This window comes from Clostridiaceae bacterium HFYG-1003, assembly GCA_024579835.1.
Taxonomy (GTDB): Bacteria; Bacillota; Clostridia; order Clostridiales; family Clostridiaceae; genus JG1575.
Genome location: CP102060.1, coordinates 682513 through 707339, shown reverse-complemented (window position 1 = coordinate 707339; position 24827 = coordinate 682513). Strand labels below are relative to the sequence as shown.

The 24827-nt window shown below is 49.6% G+C and carries 22 protein-coding genes and 1 other RNA gene; 7 read left to right on the top strand and 16 right to left on the bottom strand.

Going from position 1 to position 24827, the window contains the following annotated elements; all coding sequences use genetic code 11:
- Positions 1 to 60: 60 nt before the first annotated feature.
- The 4 genes from NQU17_03340 to NQU17_03325 all read left to right on the top strand — a co-directional run bounded on the left by NQU17_03340 (position 61) and on the right by NQU17_03325 (position 4476).
- Positions 61 to 546, top strand: a complete 486-nt coding sequence (locus NQU17_03340; GenBank protein UUM12608.1) for a hypothetical protein — start codon at positions 61 to 63, stop codon at positions 544 to 546.
- 128 nt (positions 547 to 674) lie between these two features.
- Positions 675 to 1199: a hypoxanthine phosphoribosyltransferase gene (hpt, locus tag NQU17_03335; GenBank protein ID UUM12607.1), complete on the top strand. Its 525-nt coding sequence runs from the start codon at positions 675 to 677 to the stop codon at positions 1197 to 1199.
- Positions 1200 to 1402: 203 nt separating this feature from the next.
- Positions 1403 to 3985: a transglycosylase domain-containing protein gene (locus NQU17_03330; GenBank protein UUM12606.1), complete on the top strand. Its 2583-nt coding sequence runs from the start codon at positions 1403 to 1405 to the stop codon at positions 3983 to 3985.
- A gap of 11 nt (positions 3986 to 3996) precedes the next feature.
- The gene (locus NQU17_03325; GenBank protein UUM12605.1) at positions 3997 to 4476 is read left to right on the top strand and encodes a methylated-DNA--[protein]-cysteine S-methyltransferase; all 480 of its coding nucleotides are present in this window, start codon (positions 3997 to 3999) and stop codon (positions 4474 to 4476) included.
- A 277-nt stretch (positions 4477 to 4753) separates the two neighbouring features.
- Here the strand turns inward: NQU17_03325 and tkt are convergent, their stop codons facing one another.
- Together tkt and NQU17_03315 are read right to left on the bottom strand one after the other, a co-directional pair.
- The gene (gene tkt / locus NQU17_03320; GenBank protein ID UUM12604.1) at positions 4754 to 6748 is read right to left on the bottom strand and encodes a transketolase; all 1995 of its coding nucleotides are present in this window, start codon (positions 6746 to 6748) and stop codon (positions 4754 to 4756) included.
- 160 nt (positions 6749 to 6908) lie between these two features.
- On the bottom strand, positions 6909 to 7115 hold the full coding sequence (locus NQU17_03315) for a hypothetical protein (protein UUM12603.1): 207 nt from the start codon (positions 7113 to 7115) through the stop codon (positions 6909 to 6911).
- Between the two features lie 99 nt (positions 7116 to 7214).
- Between NQU17_03315 and NQU17_03310 the strand changes: the two genes are divergently transcribed.
- Together NQU17_03310 and NQU17_03305 are read left to right on the top strand one after the other, a co-directional pair.
- A complete protein-coding gene (locus NQU17_03310) occupies positions 7215 to 7952 on the top strand; it encodes a YaaA family protein (GenBank protein ID UUM12602.1) in 738 nt (245 codons plus the stop codon).
- Positions 7936 to 8406 (top strand): GNAT family N-acetyltransferase, encoded by a 471-nt coding sequence (locus NQU17_03305; GenBank protein UUM12601.1) that lies wholly within the window; start codon positions 7936 to 7938, stop codon positions 8404 to 8406. The genes NQU17_03310 and NQU17_03305 overlap by 17 nt, the downstream gene beginning before the upstream one ends.
- Before the next feature lie 221 nt (positions 8407 to 8627).
- On the opposite strand, the gene hemW is transcribed toward NQU17_03305, so the two are convergent.
- Positions 8628 to 9764 carry a radical SAM family heme chaperone HemW gene (gene hemW, locus NQU17_03300; GenBank protein UUM12600.1) on the bottom strand — a complete coding sequence of 379 codons (1137 nt, stop codon included), beginning with the start codon at positions 9762 to 9764 and terminating at the stop codon, positions 8628 to 8630.
- The gene (gene lepA / locus NQU17_03295) at positions 9764 to 11566 is read right to left on the bottom strand and encodes a translation elongation factor 4 (GenBank protein ID UUM12599.1); all 1803 of its coding nucleotides are present in this window, start codon (positions 11564 to 11566) and stop codon (positions 9764 to 9766) included. The genes hemW and lepA overlap by 1 nt, the downstream gene beginning before the upstream one ends.
- A gap of 222 nt (positions 11567 to 11788) precedes the next feature.
- On the opposite strand from lepA, the gene rpsT reads away from it, so the two are divergent.
- A complete protein-coding gene (gene rpsT / locus NQU17_03290) occupies positions 11789 to 12061 on the top strand; it encodes a 30S ribosomal protein S20 (protein UUM12598.1) in 273 nt (90 codons plus the stop codon).
- A 215-nt stretch (positions 12062 to 12276) separates the two neighbouring features.
- On the opposite strand, the gene holA is transcribed toward rpsT, so the two are convergent.
- The 12 genes from holA to NQU17_03230 form a co-directional block, all read right to left on the bottom strand.
- Positions 12277 to 13320, bottom strand: a complete 1044-nt coding sequence (gene holA / locus NQU17_03285; GenBank protein ID UUM12597.1) for a DNA polymerase III subunit delta — start codon at positions 13318 to 13320, stop codon at positions 12277 to 12279.
- Positions 13321 to 13325: 5 nt separating this feature from the next.
- Positions 13326 to 15005: a ComEC/Rec2 family competence protein gene (locus NQU17_03280; GenBank protein UUM12596.1), complete on the bottom strand. Its 1680-nt coding sequence runs from the start codon at positions 15003 to 15005 to the stop codon at positions 13326 to 13328.
- Positions 14990 to 15553 carry a sigma-70 family RNA polymerase sigma factor gene (locus NQU17_03275; protein UUM12595.1) on the bottom strand — a complete coding sequence of 188 codons (564 nt, stop codon included), beginning with the start codon at positions 15551 to 15553 and terminating at the stop codon, positions 14990 to 14992. Before NQU17_03275 ends, NQU17_03280 begins: the two co-directional genes overlap by 16 nt.
- 771 nt (positions 15554 to 16324) lie before the next feature.
- Positions 16325 to 17212, bottom strand: a complete 888-nt coding sequence (locus NQU17_03270; protein UUM12594.1) for a hypothetical protein — start codon at positions 17210 to 17212, stop codon at positions 16325 to 16327.
- A gap of 209 nt (positions 17213 to 17421) precedes the next feature.
- Complete coding sequence (locus NQU17_03265) at positions 17422 to 18855, bottom strand: hypothetical protein (protein UUM12593.1); 1434 nt, start codon at positions 18853 to 18855, stop codon at positions 17422 to 17424.
- 384 nt (positions 18856 to 19239) lie between these two features.
- Entirely contained in the window at positions 19240 to 19707 is a 468-nt protein-coding gene (msrA, locus tag NQU17_03260) for a peptide-methionine (S)-S-oxide reductase MsrA (protein ID UUM12592.1), read from the bottom strand.
- A 97-nt stretch (positions 19708 to 19804) separates the two neighbouring features.
- Positions 19805 to 20887, bottom strand: coding sequence for a DUF3810 domain-containing protein (locus NQU17_03255; GenBank protein UUM12591.1), 1083 nt, complete (start codon positions 20885 to 20887; stop codon positions 19805 to 19807).
- Positions 20884 to 21186, bottom strand: coding sequence for a hypothetical protein (locus NQU17_03250; protein UUM12590.1), 303 nt, complete (start codon positions 21184 to 21186; stop codon positions 20884 to 20886). Before NQU17_03250 ends, NQU17_03255 begins: the two co-directional genes overlap by 4 nt.
- A gap of 514 nt (positions 21187 to 21700) precedes the next feature.
- Positions 21701 to 22043: RNase P RNA component class A (rnpB, locus tag NQU17_03245), an RNA gene on the bottom strand.
- Positions 22044 to 22097: 54 nt separating this feature from the next.
- Positions 22098 to 22925, bottom strand: a complete 828-nt coding sequence (locus NQU17_03240) for a Nif3-like dinuclear metal center hexameric protein (protein ID UUM12589.1) — start codon at positions 22923 to 22925, stop codon at positions 22098 to 22100.
- Entirely contained in the window at positions 22910 to 23614 is a 705-nt protein-coding gene (locus tag NQU17_03235; GenBank protein UUM12588.1) for a class I SAM-dependent methyltransferase, read from the bottom strand. Before NQU17_03235 ends, NQU17_03240 begins: the two co-directional genes overlap by 16 nt.
- A 259-nt stretch (positions 23615 to 23873) precedes the next feature.
- The gene (locus NQU17_03230; protein UUM12587.1) at positions 23874 to 24749 is read right to left on the bottom strand and encodes a PH domain-containing protein; all 876 of its coding nucleotides are present in this window, start codon (positions 24747 to 24749) and stop codon (positions 23874 to 23876) included.
- Between the last annotated feature and the right edge of the window lie 78 nt (positions 24750 to 24827).

Genomic DNA, 24827 nt, shown 5'->3' with positions numbered 1-24827 from the left:
AGTTCAGTCTCGCTAATTGCTGAAGAAACGGGCAATTTCCGATTGATTTGTGAACCCCCTGTGCCAGTTTCGCGGATTCCAACTTATGCCAGGCGGCTGGACATCGTAGCCCAGCAGTCCGGTGACATGCAGCTGCTGCTGGCTCTGCTGGGATTGTGCGGCCTGACCTTCCGGGAAACGATATCCTTAAGACGGCGCGATATCGACTGGAAGCGGCAGACGCTGCCTCTGCGCCAGCACGACTCTGGATTACCCGTAGTGGATGCCCAAGAGAGGAATCGGGAGATTCCACTGCCAGAAGCGGTCATGGAACTGATCCGGCAGCGTCCGGTAAATTTGAGCGGTCAGCTGTTTGAGAACCGACACACCCGAACGGAACTGAATACCCTGCTCAGGCCCTATCATCTTTGTTTGGCCGACCTGCGCGATGCCTGCATCCGGGACTTCATTGCCGCGGGAGCATCTCCGGAAGCGGCTGCGCACCGATTTGCAGAGCCGCTGACAAGAATTCAGGCACGTTACGGCTCCTTGTTTGACAAATCCTGAGAATCCCGGATTCAATTCCGGTCAGGCAGGATATAATGGTCCAATCAAAAAACTTCTTGCAATCAAAGCCCGAACTGAAGAAAATGATTATAATAGATACATCGGTTCATATAAGCGGAGGATAACCCATGGAAGATCGCAAGAAACATGTTTTAATCACGAAGGAAGAAATTGATGCACAGATTCGCCGGCTGAGCCAGGAGATCACCCAGCACTATCAGGGGAAGAATCTCTATGTTCTGGCCTTGCTGCGCGGAAGCTTCATTTTCGCATCCGATCTGGTACGGGCAGTGGACCTCCCCATGAAGATCGGATTTATGACGACAGCTTCCTATGGCAATGCCGAGCATTCATCCGGCAACGTCGAAGTCGTCAATGACATTCCCGACAGTGTGGAAGGCTACGACGTTCTGGTCGTTGATGATATCATCGATACGGGCTACACGATGAATTTCGTTTTGAACCATATCCGGAACAAGGGAGCCAGATCCGTCAAGTTCTGCACCCTTTTGGATAAGCCGTCTCGCCGCCAGGTTGGAAGCCTGACACCGGACTTCTGCGGCTTTACGATTGAAGATGTCTTTGTCGTAGGATATGGACTTAATTACGGAGATTACTACCGCAATGTTCCCTATATCTTCAATTTCGAATAGAATAACAGAAAATTTGGATTTCCCCTGCGGGATCAGCCAAAAAGACTTTGCCGGAACAATCCGGCAAAGTCTTTTTTGTCATCATTTCTTCATCTTATTTTCTCAGGATTCACTATAATAGGAATACGGATTTCAATTGGAATCCGCGCTTGTGATATAATGAATCCGTTATTCCTATCCCTTTTAACAAATGGAGGTCCTTCATGGCTCAAAAAGTGAAAAAAACAGCCAAAAAAACATATACCCGACACTCCGGACTGCAGGTCTTTGGGAAAGTTCTCAAAGGTCTGGTCATCTTCACCCTGGTGGTGATCCTGATTGCGTCCGTCTTCCTGGGAACGAAAGTTCTGGCCATTGCCAAGGACGCCCCGGAAGCTGACATCGAAAAGTTTCTGTCCTTGAATTCTCAGAGCGTACTGCTGGATGACAAGGGCGAAATCATGGACCGGATCATATCCAGTGAAGTCCGTCTGCCCGTGGAACTGTCCCAGATCAGTCCAAATCTTCAAAAGGCCTTCATCGCCATTGAGGACGAACGCTTTTACGAACACAACGGGGTTGATTTCAAGCGAACCATCTCGGTTACGCTGCGCTACGCTCTGAGCAAGCTGGTCGGCGGAGATTTCGATCAGGGCGGCTCCACGTTGACGCAGCAGCTGATCAAGAACACCTTCCTGACGACAAAAAAGGAAGAATCCCGGAAAATCCAGGAAATCTACATGGCGCTGCAGATTGAAAAGAACATTCCGAAAGAAAAAATCCTGGAAACGTATCTGAACTCCATCTTTCTGGGCGGACGTGCCCACGGTGTGGAAGCCGGTGCCAGACAGTACTTCTCCAAGTCGGCGAAGGATCTGACAGTCATTGAATCCGCCTACCTGGCTGGCGTGCCTCAGGCGCCCTCCGTTTATTATGCCTTCACCAAGGCAAACCAGCAGGATCCAACGCCCTACATCAACCGGACCCTGCTGGTTCTGAGCCAGATGCAGAAAAATAATTTCATTACCGAATCTGAATACGAGACGTATCGAGATGAAATCAAGGAAAACGGCATCCCCTTCAACTACACCGCTCTGACCAACGGCGGTAAATACAATTACGAGTACTTCACCCGCCCGGTCGTGACCCAGGTTCTGGATGATATGGTGGAACAGCTTGGCATCACCCGGGAACAGGCGCAGGAGAACCTCGCGCTGAACGGATATGTCATCTACACGACCATGGACCGCTCGTTCCAGGAACATACCGAAAAGGAAATCAACAATAAAGACAACTACCGCTTTAAGGAATACGTTGATGCCAACGGCATCATTCAGCCTCAGGTCTCCGCGGTTGTCACCGAGCCCTCCACGGGGTACGTCAAAGCCATTGTCGGCGGTCGCGGCAATCAGGTTGCTGCCGGCCCCAACCGGGCTGCCTCCTCCAGTTTCCTTCGGGCCATTGGTTCTTCGACCAAGCCGCTGACGGTTTTCGCGGCAGGCATTGACTCCAAGACCTTCAATTCCGCAACCGTCTTTGAGGATTCTCCGCTGTCCCTGGAAGACCGCAAAGCCTACTTTGCCGGCAGTGATGTCGACTATAACGACCCCTCAAAGCCAGGTAACTCCTATGACCGCTGGTGGGGTTACACCAACGCCCGTGATGCCCTGAGACGCTCCAGCAATATGGTAGCGATCAAAGCCCTTCAGGCTGTCGGTCAGCCCACCGCCCAGACCTATGCGGAAAAATTCGGTCTGGTTCTACCGCCGGCAGGCTATCGCGGACTGTCCATGTACGCACTGGGCCAGTATGCCAATATCAATGGAAAAGACGGAGCCAATCCTCTGATTATGGCCTCCGCTTATGGAACCTTCGCCAATAACGGCATTAAAAACGACTCCCTGCTTTATACCAAGGTCGTAGATGCTGCCGGGAATGTCATTCTGGAGAACAAGCCCAGAGGTGAGCAGATCATCAAGCCCGGAACGGCCTACATCATGTGGGATCTGCTGAAGAATGTTGTGGATGGAAACGAAAGCATTTCCAAGCTCAAGTTCGGCAAAATGCCCGTGGGCGGCAAGACCGGAACAACCCAGGACAACAAAGAGCTCTGGTTTGCCGGCACGACGCCATATTACTCCGCAGCCATCCTGATCGCTTCCGACGATCACAAGCCGATCATCGACAAGGCCACCGGCGAAGGCATGAGCTCTGCGATCGGCGGAATCAAGGCCTGGGGAGCCATCATGGCGTTCCCCCATGAAGGAAAAGAAGTGAAAGACCTTCCAGTACCCAATGATATCGTCAAGGTACCCGTCAGCTATGATTCCGGAACCCTGCCCACCGATCTGACCCGCCGGGATCCCCGCGGTGACCGGACCGTTTCGGAATGGTTCTTCCGGGATATGGTTCCGACGACCTTTGATGATATCCACGTCGAAGTAGAAATCAACAAACTTACCGGAAAACTGGCCACAGCCTGGACCTTCCCCATGTTTATTGAACGGAAAGTATACATCACCCGAAACTATGTCCCGGAAGTCAAGCTGGAGGACCAGAAATATGTTCTTCCCAAAGAATATGACAAGGGTCCGGACGAGGACGGCTACACTGTACCGGTGACGCAGCCGGCGACTCAGCCTGGAACAGCGCCTCCCGCGACAACAGACCCACAGACATCCGATCCGGCAACGAAACCGACAACCAAGCCACCGTCGACGAAACCGCCGGCAACCCAGCCCCCGGCAACCCAGCCGCCCGAAACTCAGCCGCCTGAAACTCAGCCGGAAGAACCGGCCGAACCGTAAAGGAGTCCGCTATGGCAAGTTCGATTATCTCCAGTCCGCTGGGAGCCATCCATCTGGAATCCAATGCACAGGGTCTGACCCTGCTTGAGTTTTCATCTGAACGACCAGCCGCTGAACCACCCAGCGATCCCTTCCTGTGTCAGGCAGCCAACGAGCTGGCCGAGTACTTCCGGGGAGAGAGAACCCGTTTCACGGTTCCCCTGGCTCAGATCGGCACCCCTTTTCAGACCAGAGTGTGGGACGAACTGAGCCGGATCCCCTACGGCTCCACCATCTCCTATGGCGAACTGGCCCGACGCGTCGGACAGCCGAAAGCCAGCCGGGCAGTCGGCGGAGCCAACGGCAAGAATCATATCGCCATCATCGTCCCGTGTCACCGGGTCATCGCCGGGGACGGCACCCTGGGAGGCTATGCCACCGGTCCGGTCCACAAATCCTATCTGCTGGAACTGGAAGGCGCGCCCTTCAGAAAACCGCAGAACCGGTCATAACCAGGCACCGGGACAATTCCAAAAATCAATTTAAACTATACTGAAAGGCTCGATTCGCTTGCTGCGGATCGAGCCTTGTGCTTTGCGGATTCTTTCTCAGTCTGTTTGGGTTTGCTCCAATCTGTTTGGGTCTGTTCCGATCTGTTGGGGTCTGACTGAGTATTTGTCAGTTTCTTCTGGTCTGCAAGAAACCGCCCGGCTGAAGCCGGGCGGTTTTCTGATTGGTTGAACTAATTGATGTTGGTCTGCTTGAATGGTCTCATTCTGCCTGAGAATATTATTTTTCCAGGAGAGAAAGAGCCTTGGCAACAACGGACTCCGAGTTGATGCCGAATTTCTCAAGCACAACATCTCCAGGAGCGGATGCTCCAAAATGATCCAGTCCGATGACTTCGCCTTTGCGTCCAAGGTAGGGTGACCACATGATGCCAAATCCGGCCTCCATGGCGATGCGGACCTTCACGGACTTGGGCAGAACAGATTCCTTGTATTTCTCATCCTGGTCATCAAACAGTCTCTTGCAGGGCATGGAGACGACACGGGCATCGATTCCCTGCTCAAGCAGTTTCTCCCGGGCGGCAACCATATGCTGAACTTCTGAGCCGGCTGCCATGAGAATGAGGTCTGGCTGAGCCTTGGTCTCATGGACCAGTACGTAGCCGCCTTTTTCCGCATTGATTCCGGTTCCCTCAAGGACCGGAAGATCCTGACGGGACAGCGCGATGCTGAACGGAGAAGTTGAGATTTCCATGGCTTTGATCCAGGCTGCAACCGTCTCCCGGTAATCACAGGGACGGAACGCATACAGATTCGGGATCATTTCCAGGGATGCCTGCTGTTCGATGGGCTGATGGGTCGGACCGTCTTCACCGACTGCCACCGAGTCATGGGTCAGGATGAAGAGTGAGCCGATGTCCATCAGGGCCGACAGCCGGACAGAAGGTCTCAGGTAATCGGAGAAAATCAGGAAAGTGGAACCAAATGCCTTGAATCCTCCATGCAGAGTAATGCCGTTAACAATCGCTGCCATGGCATGCTCGCGAACACCAAACCGGATATTGCGTCCGGCCGGAGTCTGTGGCTGGTAATCCCCCTTGTCTTTCATGTAGGTCAGGTTGGACCCTGCCAGGTCGGCGGATCCGCCCACCAGATTGGGAACCTGATCAGCTAGAAGATTCAGGATGTCATGGGAAGCCTTGCGGGTTGAAACCTTGGCTAATTCTGTGTGATACAGCGCAGTGGTATCCACATCCTTCAGCAGCTTGCCGCGCATCCACTGTTCGTACTCTTCATAGAGTTCCGGCTGTGTTTTGGCGTAGCGCTTCAGCATGCTTTCCCACTTCTTGTGGACTTTTTTCTTTTCTGCCACCAGTTCGCTGGTATGGGCAGCCACTTCCTCCGGAACGGTGAACGGTTCATAGTTCCAGCCCAGTTCCTGTTTCATGGCAGCAATTTCCGCGTCTCCCAGGGGAGCACCATGGACTTTGCTGGTTCCCTGCATGTTCGGGGCTCCGAAACCGATGATGGTCTTGACTTTGATCAGGGTCGGTTTGTTTTTCTGTGCTTTCGCCCGGCGAATCGCAGCATGGATTGCCGCCGTATCGGTTCCGTCCTTGACTTCGAGAACCTGCCAGCCATAAGCTTCGTATCGCTTCTTCACATCCTCCGTAAAGGAGATGTGGGTCGTTCCGTCGATGGTAATGTTGTTATCATCATAAAGTACGATGAGTTTGCCCAGTTTCAGATGGCCTGCCAGCGAAGAGGCTTCCGAGGTAATGCCTTCCATGAGACAGCCGTCTCCGGAGATGACATAGGTGTAGTGATCCACGACCGGGAAGCCGGGCCGGTTGAATTTTTCAGCCAGCATGGTTTCCGCAATGGCCATACCAACGGCAGAGCTCAGTCCCTGTCCGAGCGGGCCGGTGGTCATCTCAACGCCGACGGTGTGACCAAATTCCGGATGTCCCGGAGTCTTGGAATCCCACTGCCGGAAATTCTTGATGTCTTCCATGCTCATGGGATAGCCAAACAGGTGGAGCAGGGAGTAAAGAAGCATGGAGCCGTGTCCGGCGGACAGAACAAACCGATCCCGGTTGTCCCAGTACGGCAGTTCCGGATCAAATTTCATGAAGTCCTTATATAATGTATATGCCATCGGGGCCGCACCCATGGGCATCCCGGGATGGCCTGATTTTGCTTTCTGCACGGCCTCCGCTGATAATACACGAATGGTATTAATGGTCAGTTGATCGATGTGCTCATTATTGTTCATGCGAACCCTCCGAATATGTGTTTTTTTATTCCTATAGAATATTACCATAAATCAAGATAAATATGGAGACGCATTTTTTATTCTCCAAATTATTCAGACGGCTTCGAACACCCTCGGATCAAAATGGGCTATACGCAGAAAAACGATTGGGATTGGCTGATTATTTTGTTTTCAAGCCTTTAATTGACTCCTCACGGGTCATTTCCTTGTACCGTGTAATCGTATGCTCATTGACTAAAACCATGATTCCATTTTCGCGATAAAACCGCCTCCCTGTTTTTTCAAACTGCTCAATGGCCCGTTTCAGATATTTTTCTTCCGTTGTGATATTCATATCCTTTCCCTCTCTTTCATTCTGTTCGTACATACATTCTAACAAAGAGTGAGGACACATTTGGTAGCCTGCCAGGAGATTGAATAAAATATGATACAATTAGAATCGAATGAAATCAGGAGGAATTGAATCATGATTGCCGTATTGTCCCCCGCCAAAACCATGCGGGAAGAAACGTTTGAGATCGAGATGACCAGGCCAAGATTCGCCTCTGATGCCAGCAAGCTGGTGTCAGTTCTTAAGAAAAAGGATGTCTCTGATCTAATGAGTCTGATGAAGATTTCGGAAAAGCTCGCTATTCAGAATTATGATCGCTTCCATGCCTTTTCCCGTTCAGCATCCTATCCAGCCGGTTGGCTGTTCAACGGGGATGTGTTCAACGGTCTGGCCATTGACGAGTTCGATGCGTCCGATCTGGATTACGCGGAAGACCACCTCCGGATTCTGTCCGGTCTGTACGGCATCCTGCGCCTGCGAGACGGCATTAAGCCTTACCGCCTGGAAATGGGTACTCGCCTGGTGACGGACAAGGGCAATGACCTGTACGAGTTCTGGGGCAATAAAGTGTCAAAGGAACTGGTCAAAAGTCCTCAGGCGGATCTGCTGGTCAATCTGGCCTCCAAGGAATATTCCCGAGTTCTTCATCTGCCCGCTCTCCCGATTCCGGTACTGACGGTAGAGTTCATGGAAATTCGCAGTGGCAAACCGGTAGGTATCCCGCTTTTTTCCAAAAAGGCCCGCGGTCTGATGGCTCGCTATATGGCCAAAACCAAAGCAGCCGTGAAAGAGGATCTGAAAAGCTTTGATTATGAGGGTTACACCTACTCGGAGGAGCTGTCCGATGACTGGACTTATGTTTTCACCAGATAAGCCTGATTTTCAACCGGACTTTCTCCCCTGCACCGAGGCTGACCTGCCGATCATCCTGGCACCGGTTGCCGAATTGCTGGCCACTGTTGAGACAGAACGGATGGTTGATCTGACGGTGGTAAGGCTGGCCATGGAAGAAGAAATCCGCAGCGAACTGCCTGACTACACAAAAATATCAGTCGGGGGAGAAATTCTCGGGTGGTATCACCTGATCCACTCGGATCAGGGGGTGGAACTGGATGACTTTAATATCCTGAATGAATTCCAGTCCCGCGGTCTGGGCAGTCTGGCCCTGAATCGCATCATCCGGCAGACTGCACTGGTGGAATATCCCATATGGTGCACTGTCACCCGAGGCAATGAAGCTGCCATTCGATTCTACCAGCGCCACGGATTTAAACAGACCGCAGAAACCGATCAGGTCATCACGCTGTCATTGACCCAGGCCCCATAAAAAATAAATTCCTGACCATAGCAAAGCACCCGGACTGATAGTAATCAGACCGGGTGCTTTGCTATGGTCGGCATGAATCGTATGATTTGCCTCTGGATTTGTCCTCTGCATTTGTCTTCTGGATTTGTCTTCTCGATTCGTCCTTAGGTTCACCTTCTGAATTGTCTCAATCATTCCTGGTTGATTCCACAGCCGCAAGATCTGCCTGGTCTTCCTGGCCATTACGAATCCTGTGGAGAAGTAAGGATGAAATCCGACAGGATGTAATTGCTCAAATCCAGTCCGCGGGTTGTGAGGTACAGCCGATCGCCCTGTCGGACCATGAGTCCGTTGGCAATGAAACGATCGCACACCCCGGGGTAAACCGAGTCAAAGGACTCGCCGAAGCGCTCGAAGAATTGCTCCATCGAAATTCCCGCTGTTTTCCGCAGACCCATGAAGACGAATTCCTCCATCGTATCTTCGCGGCTGTTGCGATGGACCGACTCAGAAACATCCTCGCCCGATTCGATTCCGTGAATGTACTCCGAAACTGAGGGCGTGTTGATCCAGCGCAATCCTTCGCTGAAACCGGCAGCGGCCACCCCGCAGCCAATGAACTCCCCAAGATCCCAGTAATTCAGATTGTGGCGGCATTCCAGCCCGTTCCTGGCATAGTTTGAGATCTCATAGCGATGATAGCCGGCTTCTTCCAGACGCTGGCGAAACAGATCCTGAAACTGACGGTCCGTTTCGTCATCAGTCAGCTGAAGCTGCCCTTCCTCCACTTTCTTGTAGAAAGGAGTCCCTTCTTCCAGGATCATGCTGTATACTGACACATGTTCCGGTGCCAGGGCCAGACTTTTCTCGATGGTATCCAAAATCACGCTCTGGTCCTGTCCGGGAAGTGCTGTGATCAGATCAAAACTCAGATTGGTGAACCCTTCGTGGCGAAGCAGGCTGTAGCTTTTCAGAAATGTCGCATAATCATGTATGCGGCCGATGTTTTTTAGAATCAGATCATCGGTGGACTGAAGCCCCATGGATACCCGGTTAATCCCAGCCTCTTTCATCAGGCGCACCTTGGTCAGTGACAGAGACTCGGGATTGGCTTCCATCGTAACTTCCTGCTCCGGTGAAGTAATCTGAGACTTCACTATGGCCATCAGATGCGCAAAGCTGGCATCATCCAGGCTGGTCGGTGTTCCCCCGCCGATGAAGATGGTTTGAGCCTGCTTGCCCTGCATCTGCTGCCGGACTTCTTTTTCCAGCGCTTTCACATAATCGGGCATCAGCCCTTCCAAACCGGTATAAGTGGTGAAATCACAGTAGTAACAGCGCTTTTTGCAGAACGGGATATGAATATAAAGGCCTGGCATTACTCCACCTTAAGGACTGCCATAAAGGCTTCCTGCGGAACTTCTACGGATCCGACCTGACGCATCCGTTTCTTTCCTTCCTTTTGCTTCTCGAGCAGTTTCTTCTTCCGGGAGATGTCTCCGCCATAACACTTGGCCAAAACGTCTTTACGCATCGCCTTGACGGTCTCGCGGGCTATCACTTTGCTGCCGATGGCCGCCTGGATGGGCACTTCAAACATCTGCCGGGGAATAACTTCCTTCAGCTTCTCCGCGATGTTTCGTCCCTTGAGGTAAGCCCGGTCTTCCGGAACGATCATGGACAGAGCATCTACCGTTTCGCCGTTCAGAAGGATATCCAGCTTGACCAGCTTAGTCTCCTGATAGCCGTGCAGCTCGTAATCCAGGGATGCGTAGCCGCGGGTTCTGGATTTCAGGGTATCAAAGAAATCATAGATGATCTCATTGAGCGGAAGAATATAATTGAGCTGTGCCCGGGTCTGCTCGATATACTCCATCCCTAGGTATACGCCGCGGCGGGCCTGGCAAAGATCCATGATGGAACCGACATATTCGCTGGGCGTGATCACCGTTGCTTTAACCACGGGTTCTTCCATGTGGTCGATTTCGTTGGGCGACGGCAGGTTGGTCGGGTTGGTGATTTCCACTACAGATCCGTCCGTTCGAAAGACCTTGTAAATAACGGAGGGAGAGGTAGTGATGATATCCAGATCAAATTCCCGTTCGATCCGTTCCTGAATAATTTCCATGTGGAGCAGCCCGAGGAATCCGCAGCGGAATCCAAAGCCCAGGGCAACGGAGGTTTCCGGTTCAAAGTCAAGTGCTGCGTCATTCATCTGCAGTTTCTCCAGCGCTTCCCGCAGTTCGTCATAGCGGGCTCCATCCATCGGATAGATTCCGGAGAAAACCATGGGGACAGCCTTTTTGTATCCCGGCAGAGCGGTCTCAGCTGGATTATTGGCCAGCGTAATGGTATCGCCCACACGGGCATCCCTTACATTTTTAATGGAGCCGGTAATATATCCGACATCGCCCGACTTGAGCTCATCCAGGGGCAGATATCCCGGCGTAAAGACACCAAGTTCAGTCACGTCGTATTCTTTCTTCGTGGCCATGAATCGAATCTTGTCTCCCGGGCGGACGGTTCCTTCCTTAATTCGGACATGAGCGACTACGCCGCGGTACGGATCGTAGTAGGAATCAAAGATCAATGCCCGCAGGGGCGCGTTCTCATCACCGGATGGAGCTGGAACTTTTTCAACAATTGCTTCCAGCACCTGTTCAATGTTGAGACCGGTTTTGGCTGAGATTTGAGGAGCATCATGAGCAACAATTCCGATGATGTCTTCGATTTCCTGAATGGCTTCTTCCGGACGCGCCGAGGCCAGATCCATTTTATTGATCACCGGCACAATCTCCAGATTGTTTTCCAGGGCCAGGTACGTGTTCGCCAAAGTCTGCGCCTGAATGCCCTGCGTGGCGTCAACGACCAGGATCGCTCCCTCGCAGGCCTGCAAGGAGCGTGATACTTCATAATTGAAGTCTACATGCCCCGGTGTGTCGATCATATTCAGATAATACTCTTCACCGTCTGCCCGGCGGTAAATCAGACGGACAGCCTGTGCCTTGATCGTGATTCCCCGTTCCCGCTCCAGATCCATGTTATCCAGGATTTGCTCCGCCATTTCCCGTTCCGTCAGGGTCTGTGTCGCTTCGATCAGGCGATCGGCCAGAGTCGATTTGCCGTGGTCAATGTGAGCGACGATGGAAAAATTACGGATGTTGCTTTGTCTTCTGCTCATTTTTTTCTCCTATTCAAACGGTTCGACTCAGTCGAACAAAAAATTATCCCATTTTCTAACATTAGAATTATATCATATCCTTGATATTATTTCGGATTTGTACTATACTAATTTTTGCGATGCATGAGAAATCAGTTGAATTTCAGCAGACATGATGATATAATTTGTCTGTTGTCTAAAAAACGGAAATTAAACCCAGGAAATGGTTAAGGGGGTGAAAACGTGGCAAACATTAAATCATCAATCAAACGGATTGCAACTACCGAAAAGAAAACATTGCAGAACAAGTCCAAGAAATCTGCTTTGAAAACGACTTTGAAGAAGTTTGAAGCAGCTGTGAGCGAAAGTGCAGAAACTGCCGGAGTTCTCTATCAGGCTGCTGTTAAGTCCCTGGACAAAGCTGCTTCTAAGGGTATTATCCATAAGAATGCTGCAGCCAGAAAGAAATCCAGACTGGCAGCTAAGTTGAACAAAGAAAACCAGGCAGCAAAGTAGTACAGCTAGTCAAACTGCATGGATAAAAACCCCCGTTTCACGGAGGTTTTTTTATTTTTTGCTGATTCATGAATTTTCCAGTTTGGCTTACTCCCCCTGCTTCCTGTTCCCTGATATGAAAAAAGGATGAGCCGATTCGGACTCATCCTTTTTGTTATGATTCGAGCTCTCGGGAAGATTGTTCTTTGCGCCGCCCAGACTTCCAGGACGGAGCACTACATGCCGGCAGTACCTGCCAGAGCCAGAATCAGCATTTCGATCTCGCGCTCCGGATTGGTTGGTGTTCCCTTCATCCGCTCTTCCGAATCAACCAGGAGCTTGAACATGGCATTGAGTCGGGTCAGACTGATCGGTCGAATCATGGCGACCTTTTTTTCAACCAGCCAAGGCATCCGCTCATTCAATTCCTCCATGAGGGTTTTCACCGGAAGTCCTGCCGCGATCCGGATTTTATAGTTGTAGGCCTCTCTCAGGCGATAGCCGCAGACTTCCAGGATCTCATGCGGTTCGGTTCGCTTATAGATCAGTTCATTGTACAGAAGCACCGCATCCCTGGCTTTTCCCTGCATAACCATATCCAGCAGATCATACTTGTGGCGTGTCCCGGATTTGATCATCAGCCGGTCAATATCGCTTTTTTCAATGGAACGGCCGGTCGCATAGGCTAAAATTTTATCGAGCTCCTGACGAAGCTGCAGAATGTTGCCTTCAAAATTTTCCCGAATGTAGGTCAGCATGGGCCTGGAGATTTCCATTCCTTTCTCGCGAAAATATTCCTCCAGATATTCCGAAACATTTTCCTTTTTCAGGGCAGGCATCTTCATTACCAAGGCGTCAGTCTTGTGAGCTTTTTTTTCAAGCGCTTTGATCTTCGTATCTTTCTTATCCTGATCCGTTATGTAGTAGACCAGCAGAAGCGTATCCTCCGGCGGATTTTCCAGAAAGCCGGAAATCAGCTTGATCTTTTCCTGCCAGTCCCGCATGGCCTGGTTGCCCGTAAAAAAATCAGCCCGAAACACCTCGACGACTTTTCGTTCCCCCATGAAAGGCAACGTCATCAGCGCAGCTTCCAGTTCTGCCAGCTCCGCTTTCTGTCCGTCAATTCGAATATAGTTAAAAATATCATTCGGAGCGATCCCAGTTTTTTTCTGAATCGCTTCCACAACTTCCTTAATAAATCCTTCATCTTCGCCATAAAGAGCATAGGCGCGGCGCAGCTTGCCCTGATCAATCTCTTTTTTTAAATCACTGTAATACATAGGCCTCACTTCAATCGGATCCACTGGTGAAAGATCCACAGGTATTCTTCATCTATTATATCAGATGATGGATCAGTGACCGGAACCAATGCTGTCTCATCGGCCGAAACCTGCGGAAAGACATCACCCGGCTCCAGGAGGATCGTCCCTGCCGACAGAGGCTCTTTCACCAGTATCACGCGCTCGCGGACTCTTTCCTTGAACATCTTGTCCGTCACAAACTCATACTGCCTCAGATCCTTCTGCAGCACGATTCTGGCCTGACCCATGGCCTGATGAAAAATAACTTTTGTTGTTCCCGGCAAAAAAGCCAGTACAAACAACAACCCGTAAAACAGAAGAAGCGCTGCCACGCGTCGCCTGGCGCTGATGCAGTATCGGCCGCTCAGGCATGAAAACACCCCCAGCCATAAAAAGATATATGCCCCGCTCCAGGCAACCCTCAGACTGAGCCATTGGGACAGGATAAATTCCGAAAAGTTCATCAACCGGAGCAACGCGCTCATCCCGATTCCGACCAGTCGACCAGGGAAATCGAACGGCAGCAGAGTGACCGGAATCCCAAGGAACGATAGAATGCAGAAGAAGCTGTACACTGGAACCAGCACCAGATTGGCCGGAAGCATTGCCAAATTGATATCAAATGACAGTCGAGACAGAATGGGGATGCAGGGAATCATGGCAGCTGCACTGAGCAGCAGTCCGTTCTTCACACGGCCCTGTGGAAACCAGACAAACAGATGCTGCAACGGGCGATTCAGACAGATCAATCCCAAAGTCGCGGCATATGTCAGCTGAAAACTGGTATCAAACAGCAGGTACGGCCGCAGGCTAAGCAGGATGAGACAAGAGAAAAGGAGCTGGTTGAATCCATCGCTGTCCCGCCGAACCATCCGGGCAGCAGTCTTGGAACCTTTCATAAGACAAGCCCGCCAGGCCGGAACACTGCCAATCAGACAGGCATAGAGCAAAATCAGCCAGAAACTTATGCGCTTTAGTCGAATTCGATCAAGCAGCATCTCCAGAAGGTTCACATGGAATCCAGAAATCGACAGGATGTGGATGATGCCAAGAAACTGGAGCGTGCTGCTGCGCTCCGACAGAAGCGGATCCTTGAGCCCAAGAACCAGCGAAGAAGCCAACGCTCCCTCCTCCGCACCAAAGGATGCCTTCATCCGATCAGACACACTGATTTTCCACTGATCAAACAGTCTGAGGAAGGAAAAACTATCAGGATCTGGCTCGATCCTGGCCGCCTCACATTCAAATAAAACTCCGGTTAACTGATAGGGCGTTTTACGAAAATGACCTTCCAGCGAACATACTTCCCCATGCTGCAGGGGGTCTTCGGATTTCTTACGTCTTTGCCGGACGGATACAATGCGGCCATGGTATTGAAAATAGTCCGTCATTCCCAGTGATCTGGTATATGTGCCTTCTATTTTATTAACATAATTATTATTACTATATACCTCAAGGTCCATTTGTTGATACATCCAGCTGGTTGTCATGCCCATGAGCAGCCCAACAATCATCAGGCAGAAAGAACCCTTCTTAGCGTTCATAACAGCCCAGACCAGGCCGAGAATCAGAAATAGGCCAAGAATCCATTCAATATTCGTACCAGCATAGGCGGTTATGATGCCACAAATTTGAGCGATGACCAGGATCAGTAAATCCCGCAATGCTTTTCCCCAAACAGCAGTCGCAGGCGGGTCTTCGCTCTTTTTTCCTCCCGACTGACATCGACCTGATGCATGCCCAGCAGCTTTCCGATGTCTGCCTGGGTCATGTCCATGTAATACCGGTATAATAAAACCAGACGCTGACGAGGAGTCACATGCTTCAGACATTTTCGAAGCGTTTCTCGGTTTACCACTTCATTTTCCAGTCGATCCGGGCTAAAGTCCCCCGAGACCGAACGGTGGACAAATTCCGCGATTTCTTCCGCCACCATATCAGAATCCTGACTTCCGAATAAGTCCGTATAGGTGGAATCCGTATGCATGATGGCATCCGCCAGCCGAACTATTTCACCATGGATATAGCGGTAGGCAAAGGTGCTGAACAACGTATTAAACTTGAAATCAAAGCGGTTAAGAGCCTTCATGAGGCCCAGGCACCCAGCCTGAAACAGATCATCCTTATTATCCTCATTCCGCAGCAGATAGCCAAACTCCCCCATGATTTTATAGATCATTCCCCGATTGTTCTCTAATAATTCGACTTTCATAGCCTCATTTCCCTCACGGATCTTTCGAATCAACTCTTCGTTTGTGAATTTCATCATTATCGGACAGCGCCCCATCCATCAGGGAACGGTTTGAGTTCATGATGGATGACTAAGTCCTTCTCCTTTCGCGTCAATGTGTCCTGTTGGTCATTTTTTCCTGGTAAGTGGTGATTTCATTTCGAGTCACTGTACAAGCATTTTGTATGGAAATTGTCTTCAACTTTCCAACCCAATCTCTTCAAAGGGCTGGCGCATTCCTTGGAAAAACGCTTAGTCTCCCTGAACCTGCTAAATGATCCTGTATAAAGCGACCAGCCTCTTTGAACTTCGAACCAGCCTCCGATAAAAGCAGAAGCCCACTCCATGCCGTTGAAGCCTATAGTCATTATCCGGGATTCTCGAGAAACTATAAAATTTTATGCGAGCAATCGACGGGCAGTCGCATAAATATACTTTTGGCTATCTGTTAAGAAACCATCGAATAATCAGTGTATGTTATTTACGGATTATTCAATTGGGACACAGAGTGCATCAGTCCACACCTATTGTCGATTTGAAGTTTTTACCCACCTTTTCTTTCAACATTATTCCATGAATCTAATTATTGAACGGTTATAATGGTTATTTGTGAAATAGAGAACGTATTCATTTCAGTTACAAGATTATCGTTAATTTTTTGTTAATGCATTATGACGTATAAAAGCGGAAGTTATGCACCATGGTGCATAACTTCCGCTTTTATTTATTAGGCTACCCCATTATATGATCAAATTAGAAGCGTTTCAGAAATCCCTTGTTTTTCATTGCAGCTTCATACAGCAATATAGTAGTCGCAACACCAACATTCAGGGAGTCCATATCTCCCAGCATGGGGATCATCACATCCTCATGAGGCGCTTTGTAAAACCAGTCACTGATGCCATACTTTTCCGCGCCCATGACCAAGGCGATTTTTCCCACATAATCCAGATCATAGTACTTATTCGTACTGTCTGTGTCTGCCAGTATGATTCGATATCCCCAGCTCACGAGCTGGCGGATCAGTTCCGGTGTGTCCGGAGCCTCAATCACCGGCACCTTGAAGACGGACCCCATACTGCTCCTCAGGAGTTTGGGATGGTTCAGACGTACTTTTCGATTACTCAGAAAGACTCCCTGGGTGCCAGTCGCCTCCGCGGAGCGAAGAATCGTTCCGACGTTTCCGGGGATTTCCAGACCATCCAGAACAAGAACCAGAGAGTTTTCTTCCGGTTCAAAGTTTGCCAGGTCCATAAAGTTCAGGTAGAAAACACCCATGATGCCCTGGCCATTTTCAGTTTCCACCAATGTGCTGAACACTCGTTCAGAGATCAGGAATGTTTCTTCTGCCCGTTCGATGAACCAATGGATCAACTGCTGACTCTCAATAGTTTTCAGCTGTTCGGGACAAATCAGCAGGTACTTGATCGGAACTTCATATCTTTGTGCCAGATTCATGGCCCAGATACCGCCCAAAGCAGCCAGCCGCTCCGGATTGGGTTTTGTGTTCTTATTTAATGCCAGAACTTTATCCACGACCGGATGCTTTTTGCCGGCGTTTTTAATTTTTCCCGGATAACGCTCCCGGAACAAGGCTTCTTTTTGCTGTGGATCCAGGGATCCGATATCATAAAAATTCATGTTACGCTTCCTTCCGCTGTTCTTTCCATTCATTGACCTGACTACCCCATGCTGCTGCAGTCAGGCAAAGCCGAACTGTATTCCATGGGGAGGGATAATACCAGCCAAAAACTTCCAAAGCCGGTATCATCGACTGAGCCAATTACAGTTTATCATATCTGTTTCTATTTCATTCTATGAAAAAAACCGGATTCGCATCCGGTTTTTCTCTATTTTACGATTCGACCCTTGGCTGTCTGACGGCCAAGATTTGAAATTCGAGCTTTATACTGGGTATTGGTTTCTCCCGATTTTCTGGGAATAAAGACATCCAGTCGATAACGGTTATAGAAGTGAGAACCGCCCCGGTCTTTCACGGTCATTGTCCCCCAGCCTTCCAGGTATATTTTCGTGTAGAGCGGCCAGACATTGTTGGCAACCACTCCATAAACCAGTTTATCGCCTGTCGCTGTGATGGTCCAGCCTCCGTTTTCTTCGGGCAGGTCTGTGTAAAACGAGAGATAGAACGTCAGATTGTTCTCCGAGGAGGAACCTGAATTCTGATCGGCAATTTCTTTCGCCTGATCGGCGGCTTCCTTAGCCTGAGCTTCTTCAGCGGCTAGTTTTTCAGCAGCGTCTTCCTGCTTGTCTTTTTCACTTTCCAACGCGTCCGCTCTGGCCTCAGCCTCCAAACGTTCCTTTTCCTTGCGGGCAGCCTCTTCCTTGGCCTGTCTGGCTTCGTCCAATTTCTTCTGGCGCTCCAGTTCCCGGGCTTTACGCTCGGCTTCTTCTTTTTCTCTGGCCAGTCGCTCCGCTTCTTCGCGGGCTAATGCCAGCTTCTGTGACAGTTCCTTGCCTTGGGACTCAAGCTGTCTTCCCAGCTCCACGGCTTCTGCAGTAGAAACCTGCGCCTGGATGGTCTCAAGGATCGCCAGCGCGTCGTTAATCTCTTCTTCCGTGCTGTCCTTGGAACTCAGGATGCGCTGGATCTCTTCAAAGAGTGCAACTTCCTGACTCATCAGCAATTCGCGCAGCTTTGACTTCTCCGTCTTCAGCGCATTCAGTTCCTGTTCCTGATCCTGTTTGTTTTGTGACAGCTGGTTCTGATTGTTTTTAAGATCCTGGGTAGCTGTTTCCAATCTCGTCCGAGTCTCTTCCAGTTGATTTCTCTTTTCTTCCAGTGTCCGCTTAAGTGCTTCGATGGAATCAATCAGCTCTTTATCGTGCCTGGCAATGTTATCCACCGCCTTGAATCGAAGCAGCAAATCAGACAGATTCCTGGCACCGAGGATTGTTCCTAAAACAGAGGTATTTCCATTCTTGTAAACTTCCCGCAGCCGTTTGCCATATAGTGCTTCTTTATCCGACAAGTCACCCTGGGCATCTTCAATTTCAAGATGAGTTGCCTCGATCTGTCCGTTTAATCCGGTGATGTCCTGTTCGTTCTTTGAAATGTTCTCGCCCACCATCGTAATGGCATCTGATAACTCCGTTATTTTATCTTCTTTTTGATGAATCGAATCCGTCATCGTCATGATCTGTTTCTTTGTCTGATCAATCGCGGATTCCGGTTCTGCTGATAGGGCCTGATAACTCGGAAATGAGGTTAACAGGATTCCGGCACCTAATGCCAGCGACAGTATTTTCATTTGGATTTTTTTCATATTTTTACCTCTCCATGCTGAAACCTTCTGCACAAGTTGTATCTTACGATTGAGTTGTGAAGTGGGTATAAAGCAGGCGAGCTCGAATTGACGCATAAACCTTCAGTCAGTCGATATCTTCTCTTCACATATCATTCAAATTCTAAGGGGTAAAGCTTTCAGGGTAAGGATCACTCAGTCATGACAGCAAATCCATAATTTCAGACTTGTGTTTTCTTTGATTCATAAAGAAAAGAAAAAATTCGGGGAATTCCCCCGAATTTTTTCATCTTATTTTGTTGACTCTTATCCGTTGTACAATGAAACGTTGCCTTGGCAGTAGATACAGAGCTACATGAGTCAAGAAGATTTCATCTGAAACTATTCATCAGTCCGGATCTCTTTTTAGCTGTTCAAGTCAATATGACAGTAGCCGCCAGGATTTTTTTCGAGATAGTCCTGATGATAGGCTTCTGCCGGCCAAAAGTTTTCAAGGGGCATCACTTCCGTTACGATAGGTTTGGCATAGCTGCCCTGGATCGATTCAATGAAGCGGAGAATCAGCTTCTGATCATGCTCCGTCTCATAGTAAATCCCCGTGCGATATTGTGAACCAACATCATGTCCCTGACGGTTTATAATCGTGGGATCAATGATATGAAACAGCGTTTCAAGGACTTTGGTCAAATCTCCCTCATACATAATTTCAACTGCTTCGGCAGCTCCGGTTGTTCCGGTGCAAACCAGCTTGTAATCCGGCTGCTCTACTTTGGAGTTCACATAGCCAACCGTTGAGTCGACTACAAACGATTTTTTCTTAAAGTAAGCTTCAACACCCCAAAAACATCCTCCGGCGACAATAATTCGATTCATCTCATGACTCCTTCTTAGTCTCAGCATGTGGTTAATGGAAAAATCATGTTAGGTATTAACATATTATTTAGTATGTAATTAAGTGATATGGAGTAAACTAGTTTCTGTTGTCTTTTTCCCAGAAATCCAATAGGAATGATACCATGTCTTCATAGCTTTGAACGCCAGTCTCCTGACCATTGCTCTTCAGGTACTGGTCATTCACCGCTTCAGCCTGCTCCTGGATCGGACCCTCAAACCGATCCCAATATGCATCATAGTCGGCCAGATCCAGTAGCATTCCCTCCGAGTATCTCTCATATACTTCCCGGGCAGCGGCTGGATCCTGTGCGGTCAGCCGGTTCATGGTATTGATCAGCGCCAGCATGGTTGATGAATAGCGCAGGGCCATGTCATCACTGGAACGCGAGGCAAAATAAGCCATGAAATTCGCTTCCTCTTCCCGGGCAATGCCTTTCAGATGGGCCAGTTCATGGAGAATCGTCGAGGGAATTAGCAGCATCGGCTGATCCTTATTATAATTTGCTTCGCCGGTGTAGGGAAAAAAGATGCCTGAGATTCCCATCTGGCTGAACCAGCGACTGGTGGCGAGTGGTTTTACCCTTCCCTTTGGCTGAAGAAATGCCGGATAGTCCTCGGCCATCGTCTCATACGCAGCCAAACTGGCTTGGTGCAGATCCCCCGTATAATGGAACACTTCGGTATCCTTCAATCCCGTCAGAGCCCGTTCTGTTTTGGCCTGCTCAACCAGATCCAAGCCAAGCCGCTTCAGCTGGACAGCATCCCCTTGTACCGGAGATATGCCAACTGCGGCGGAAAGTCCCAAGGCCCGGTAATTGAATCCCCATATGAGCAGGAATCCGATCACAAGCAAGGCGATCAGATCTGTGATCCGGGTGAGAGCGCGAATGCGATCTGTCCCCTTCATGACTGAACGGATTCCTGACACGAAGAACATGATAAACAGGAGAACGATTCCCAGAACAAAGACTTCTGCCAGGGAAAAAGGCAGCCAGGATGTCAGGGCTGAGAGAACCAGCAGAATCGCTTTTGAGATACCATTCGTATAGTATGAATCAATTGCTCCATTGGCCCCAGTTCGTTGATAGACCGAAAAAAGAATCAGCGCAGCGAAAGGCAAAAAGATGCCCCTGGCCACGCTGCGAGCAATCGGCTTCATGGTTCCTGCAGAACCGAAAAGTCCGCCGCGATCGATTTGTCATAAAGAACCAGGGTATCGACGCCCTGGAAAAACTCCCTGAAATCCTCATAGGATTCGGCCTTTTCTTTGAATTCTCCAGACTTAATATACTCAGCCAGATGCACCGAATCGCACTTTTCCTTCAATTCTTCCAGTGAATCAAATGGGAGATCCATCACATCGTCTTTGTTAATAAAGGATAAGTAATAGCTGCGGTCGGTTTCCTGACCATCCTGGTCCATATCAATAAAAGCGGTATATTTTACAAGCATTCTCATTTTTTATCGCACCTCGTTCATTTTTATTCTGGTCAATCCTGCGCTGAAACTGTCTGAATGGCCTTCCAGTCTGCGCCCTTGCTGTACTCAAACGGACTGAAATCCCTGAGTAGAAGTTCAGGGGGATACCCATAGAGTCACTGACATATAGAGCAGGTAGAAGACTATAATGGAAAATAATCCAATCAGTACATAAAACAGACGTCTTTTAGGGGGCGGATCTTTCCGCGTTTCTGCTTGATTTTCCTTGTTCATTGTAATTCCTTTCGGTCTCTTGATCAGATCTTTCCTTTATTTTACTATAATCCAGGCTGAATGGTCCCATTCTCAGTTAAAAAAACGATGGAATCGGCTGGAGAACCGCCAATCTCCCTTTCCGGGAAGCCTGTTTCACGGGGCGCCAGTGCTGTTCTCACCGGAATTTCATTGAAAATTTTCTAAGAATCAAGAAAAAACGGATTGCAGAAGGGTTTCTTCTGCAATCCGTTTTCCTTGATCAGCTTACGCTGATTAAGTCCTGAGTAAGTCTGTAAGCCGAGTTCTGTATTTGATGATCATCTGTCTAGACCTGTGATTTCTCACAAGTTCAAGCGGCACACCCGGGGACGGAACGGGCCGCTCCTTCTGTCCCCCTATTCGGCCTTGCACCAGGTGGGGTTTACATAGCCATAAAGTCGCCAATATGCTGGTGAGCTCTTACCTCGCCTTTCCACCCTTACTGACAAAATTGTCAGCGGTATCTCTCTGTTGCACTTTCCTTAAGGTCACCCTCACTGGGAGTTACCCAGCACCCTGCCCTGCGGAGCTCGGACTTTCCTCTTCTATTTTTCAATAGCAGCGATCATCTGGCTTACTCAGTGCTCCTTATATTACCAAATATCCGAAGATAAATCAACCTTCGCCCCGTCTATTTAACCCTCTGCCATTTCTGGTTCGACCCCTGCTGATATGGTGCGGTAGGGATCCCGGGCGGTACGGGAAATAATAAATTCCACATTCCCCAGCTCCTGTTGGGCGTGCTGGGCAACGTCCTGCATGATCAGTTGAAAGACTTTCCACTCCGATGCAAAATGCCCTGGATCAATGATGGCAATCCCCGCTTCTGCCGCGTCGAGCACTTCATGATATTTTGTGTCCGCGGTAATTACGCAGTCTGCTGCCTGAGCGGCTGCCTCCTGAATCATATCAGCCCCGCTGCCATTGATGACGGCTACCCGTCGAATTCGGGCAGAAGGATCCCCGCAAGTCCGGACTGAAGACAAGTCCAAAGCTCGTGCCGCGCGCAGCGAAAGCTCGCCCAGGGTCAGCCCCTCCACATCAGAGATTCGCCCAATACCGGTTACTCCATCGGCACTGCTTAGTATCTTCCAGTCTGTAAAGCCCAACAGCTGCATCAGGCGATCATTCATTCCCTCCTTGGCCACATCCAGGTTGGTATGGGCGGAATACGCGCTGCGCCCGCTGCGAACCAGTTCCAGAATTTTCCGGCCGGCAAGGGTTTGTGGAGTAATGGAGTCCGGTCGCTGAAACAGAAGCGGATGGTGAGTCAGAACAAGCTGGGCACCAACCGTTTCAGCCTCCTGAAGCAGTTCCAGGGTAACGTCCATTCCGACCAGAACCCGCTCGATCATTTGGGACGGATCCCCTACTGCCAGACCAGGATTGTCCCAGGCTTCTTTCAAGTTCAGGGGTGCCATCGTCTCGATCAGGCCGATTAGATCCATTAGTTTGACAGCCATATCAGCACCTCCTCATAGCGATTTTTCTGATCATTCAATTCCTCAAATTTCTTTTGGGAAGAGGGATAGCTCAGATTCAATTTGGATTGGATCTGGGAAATCTCCTCCATCTTGGCGCGCAGGAACTCCGGCAGCAGCGGATGGTGTTCAGCTTTCAAAATAGGACTGATCAGGTGGTCAAAATCGGTCAGGTCACACAGACTGAGATCCGGCTGCGGAGACACCAGGAAATACTCGTAGAACCGCCCGTCACTTTCTCTCACCAAATCTTCACTTAGAATCCGGTAATCTCCGCTGTAAAGATATTTTCGGAGGACTTCCGGATTCTGAGCCGGCTGCAACACCAGAAAATCCAGCGCCTGAACCACCTCCGGGGAGTTCGCAAGGAGATCCTTGATCAGTTCTCCACCCATACCGGCCAGAACAGCTCCCTGGACTTCACCCGGTGACAGTACCGCCAGACCCGAACCCAGACGGAAATCCATCCGATCAATGCATCCTTGACCCTGAGCCGTTCTTTTCGCTTTATCCAGTGGCTTCTGATTGATGTCAGCAGCTATGGCCCGCTGCACCTTCCCCTGCAGCAGCAATTCACAGGGAACATAGCCATGGTCTGTTCCGATGTCAGCGATCACCGGACAGGCTGGTATTATTTCAACGATTTTTTGCAAACGCACAGATAATTTCATTCTATCTCTACTTTCAAGTGTATTTTAATTCATAAGTTAATCAGGGATTCATTCCAAGTCTCTGTTCTGCCGGTCAACCGTGAGCTCGACTCTGCCAGTTTGCTGTGTGCTCTGTTAGGCCAATCAACCGTGAGCTCAGCTCTTCCGGTTAGCTCTGAATCTGGTTATTTTAATTTTTGCTCTGTTTGCTGGATGAGCAGCCGTCACTTCGGTCGACCGCAGTTGAACAGACATTCAGCTGGTTTTCCGCAGACTCTCATTAGAAATTAAGCAGAATATTCAGGTGGGTGTTGATCTCCAGGAACAGCAATGTTACAACCATAGCCAACGGCACATACATAATCCGATAATAGAACTTGCCCTGAGAGGTGGAGAGCAGAGCGACGATGCCATACGACATCAGATTCAGCAGTAAAACCAGCAGCCCTTTCGTAATGACGGTTTCCAGGTAGGCATTTTGAGTAATGTACCGGTTCATTCCCTGAGGAATCCAGGCCGGCAGGAGGTTCATCAGATACATCAGTACCGGCAGCAGCAGCAGGATGACCGTGAGCAGAATGCCGTACAGCATCAGCTGATTCAGCGGAGATCGTCCCTGATTGTCATCTGATTTCATATAGGATCGTTCATTCCCCAACATTTGGGGAATGCCCAGTTCTTTTAACTGTTCAATGAATTCGTCGGCCAGCTCCGGAGAAATACCGTAATTGCCCCGTTTCGTCTTCAGAAAAATCGCCTTCTTGGAAGAAGTGATAAACAAATCCGCGGAGTCGCCGTTGCTGTCCAACCCCTTCCCCAGAGCGAATCGAGCCGTGTGCAGACTGGCTCCCACATTTTCAAGCAAAGTGATTCGCCGGGACCAGCAGGTGATTTCACTGATCGGAATCCGGGTCCGTTTCATGTCAAAAGCTCCGGAAATCGCAAATTCCTCGGCCGATAAATGGAACTTCAGGGAGCCCAGAAGGATGAGAAAATATCCTCCATACAGATTTAGCAGGAGGAATAAAAAGACTAACAGTCCTTTGATGCTGACTGAATGGGCAATCAGGAACAGAGCGATGACGACCAGGTCAATAAACATGAGCCCCGCCGTGATAAAGATTCGTATATTGTTTTTCTCCGGTACGTATTCCATGGTGATCCCTCCGCTGTTCCATTATACCATTTCAGGCCGGGGTCCCTGCCCCGTCAATTGTTTCAAATCAATGAATTG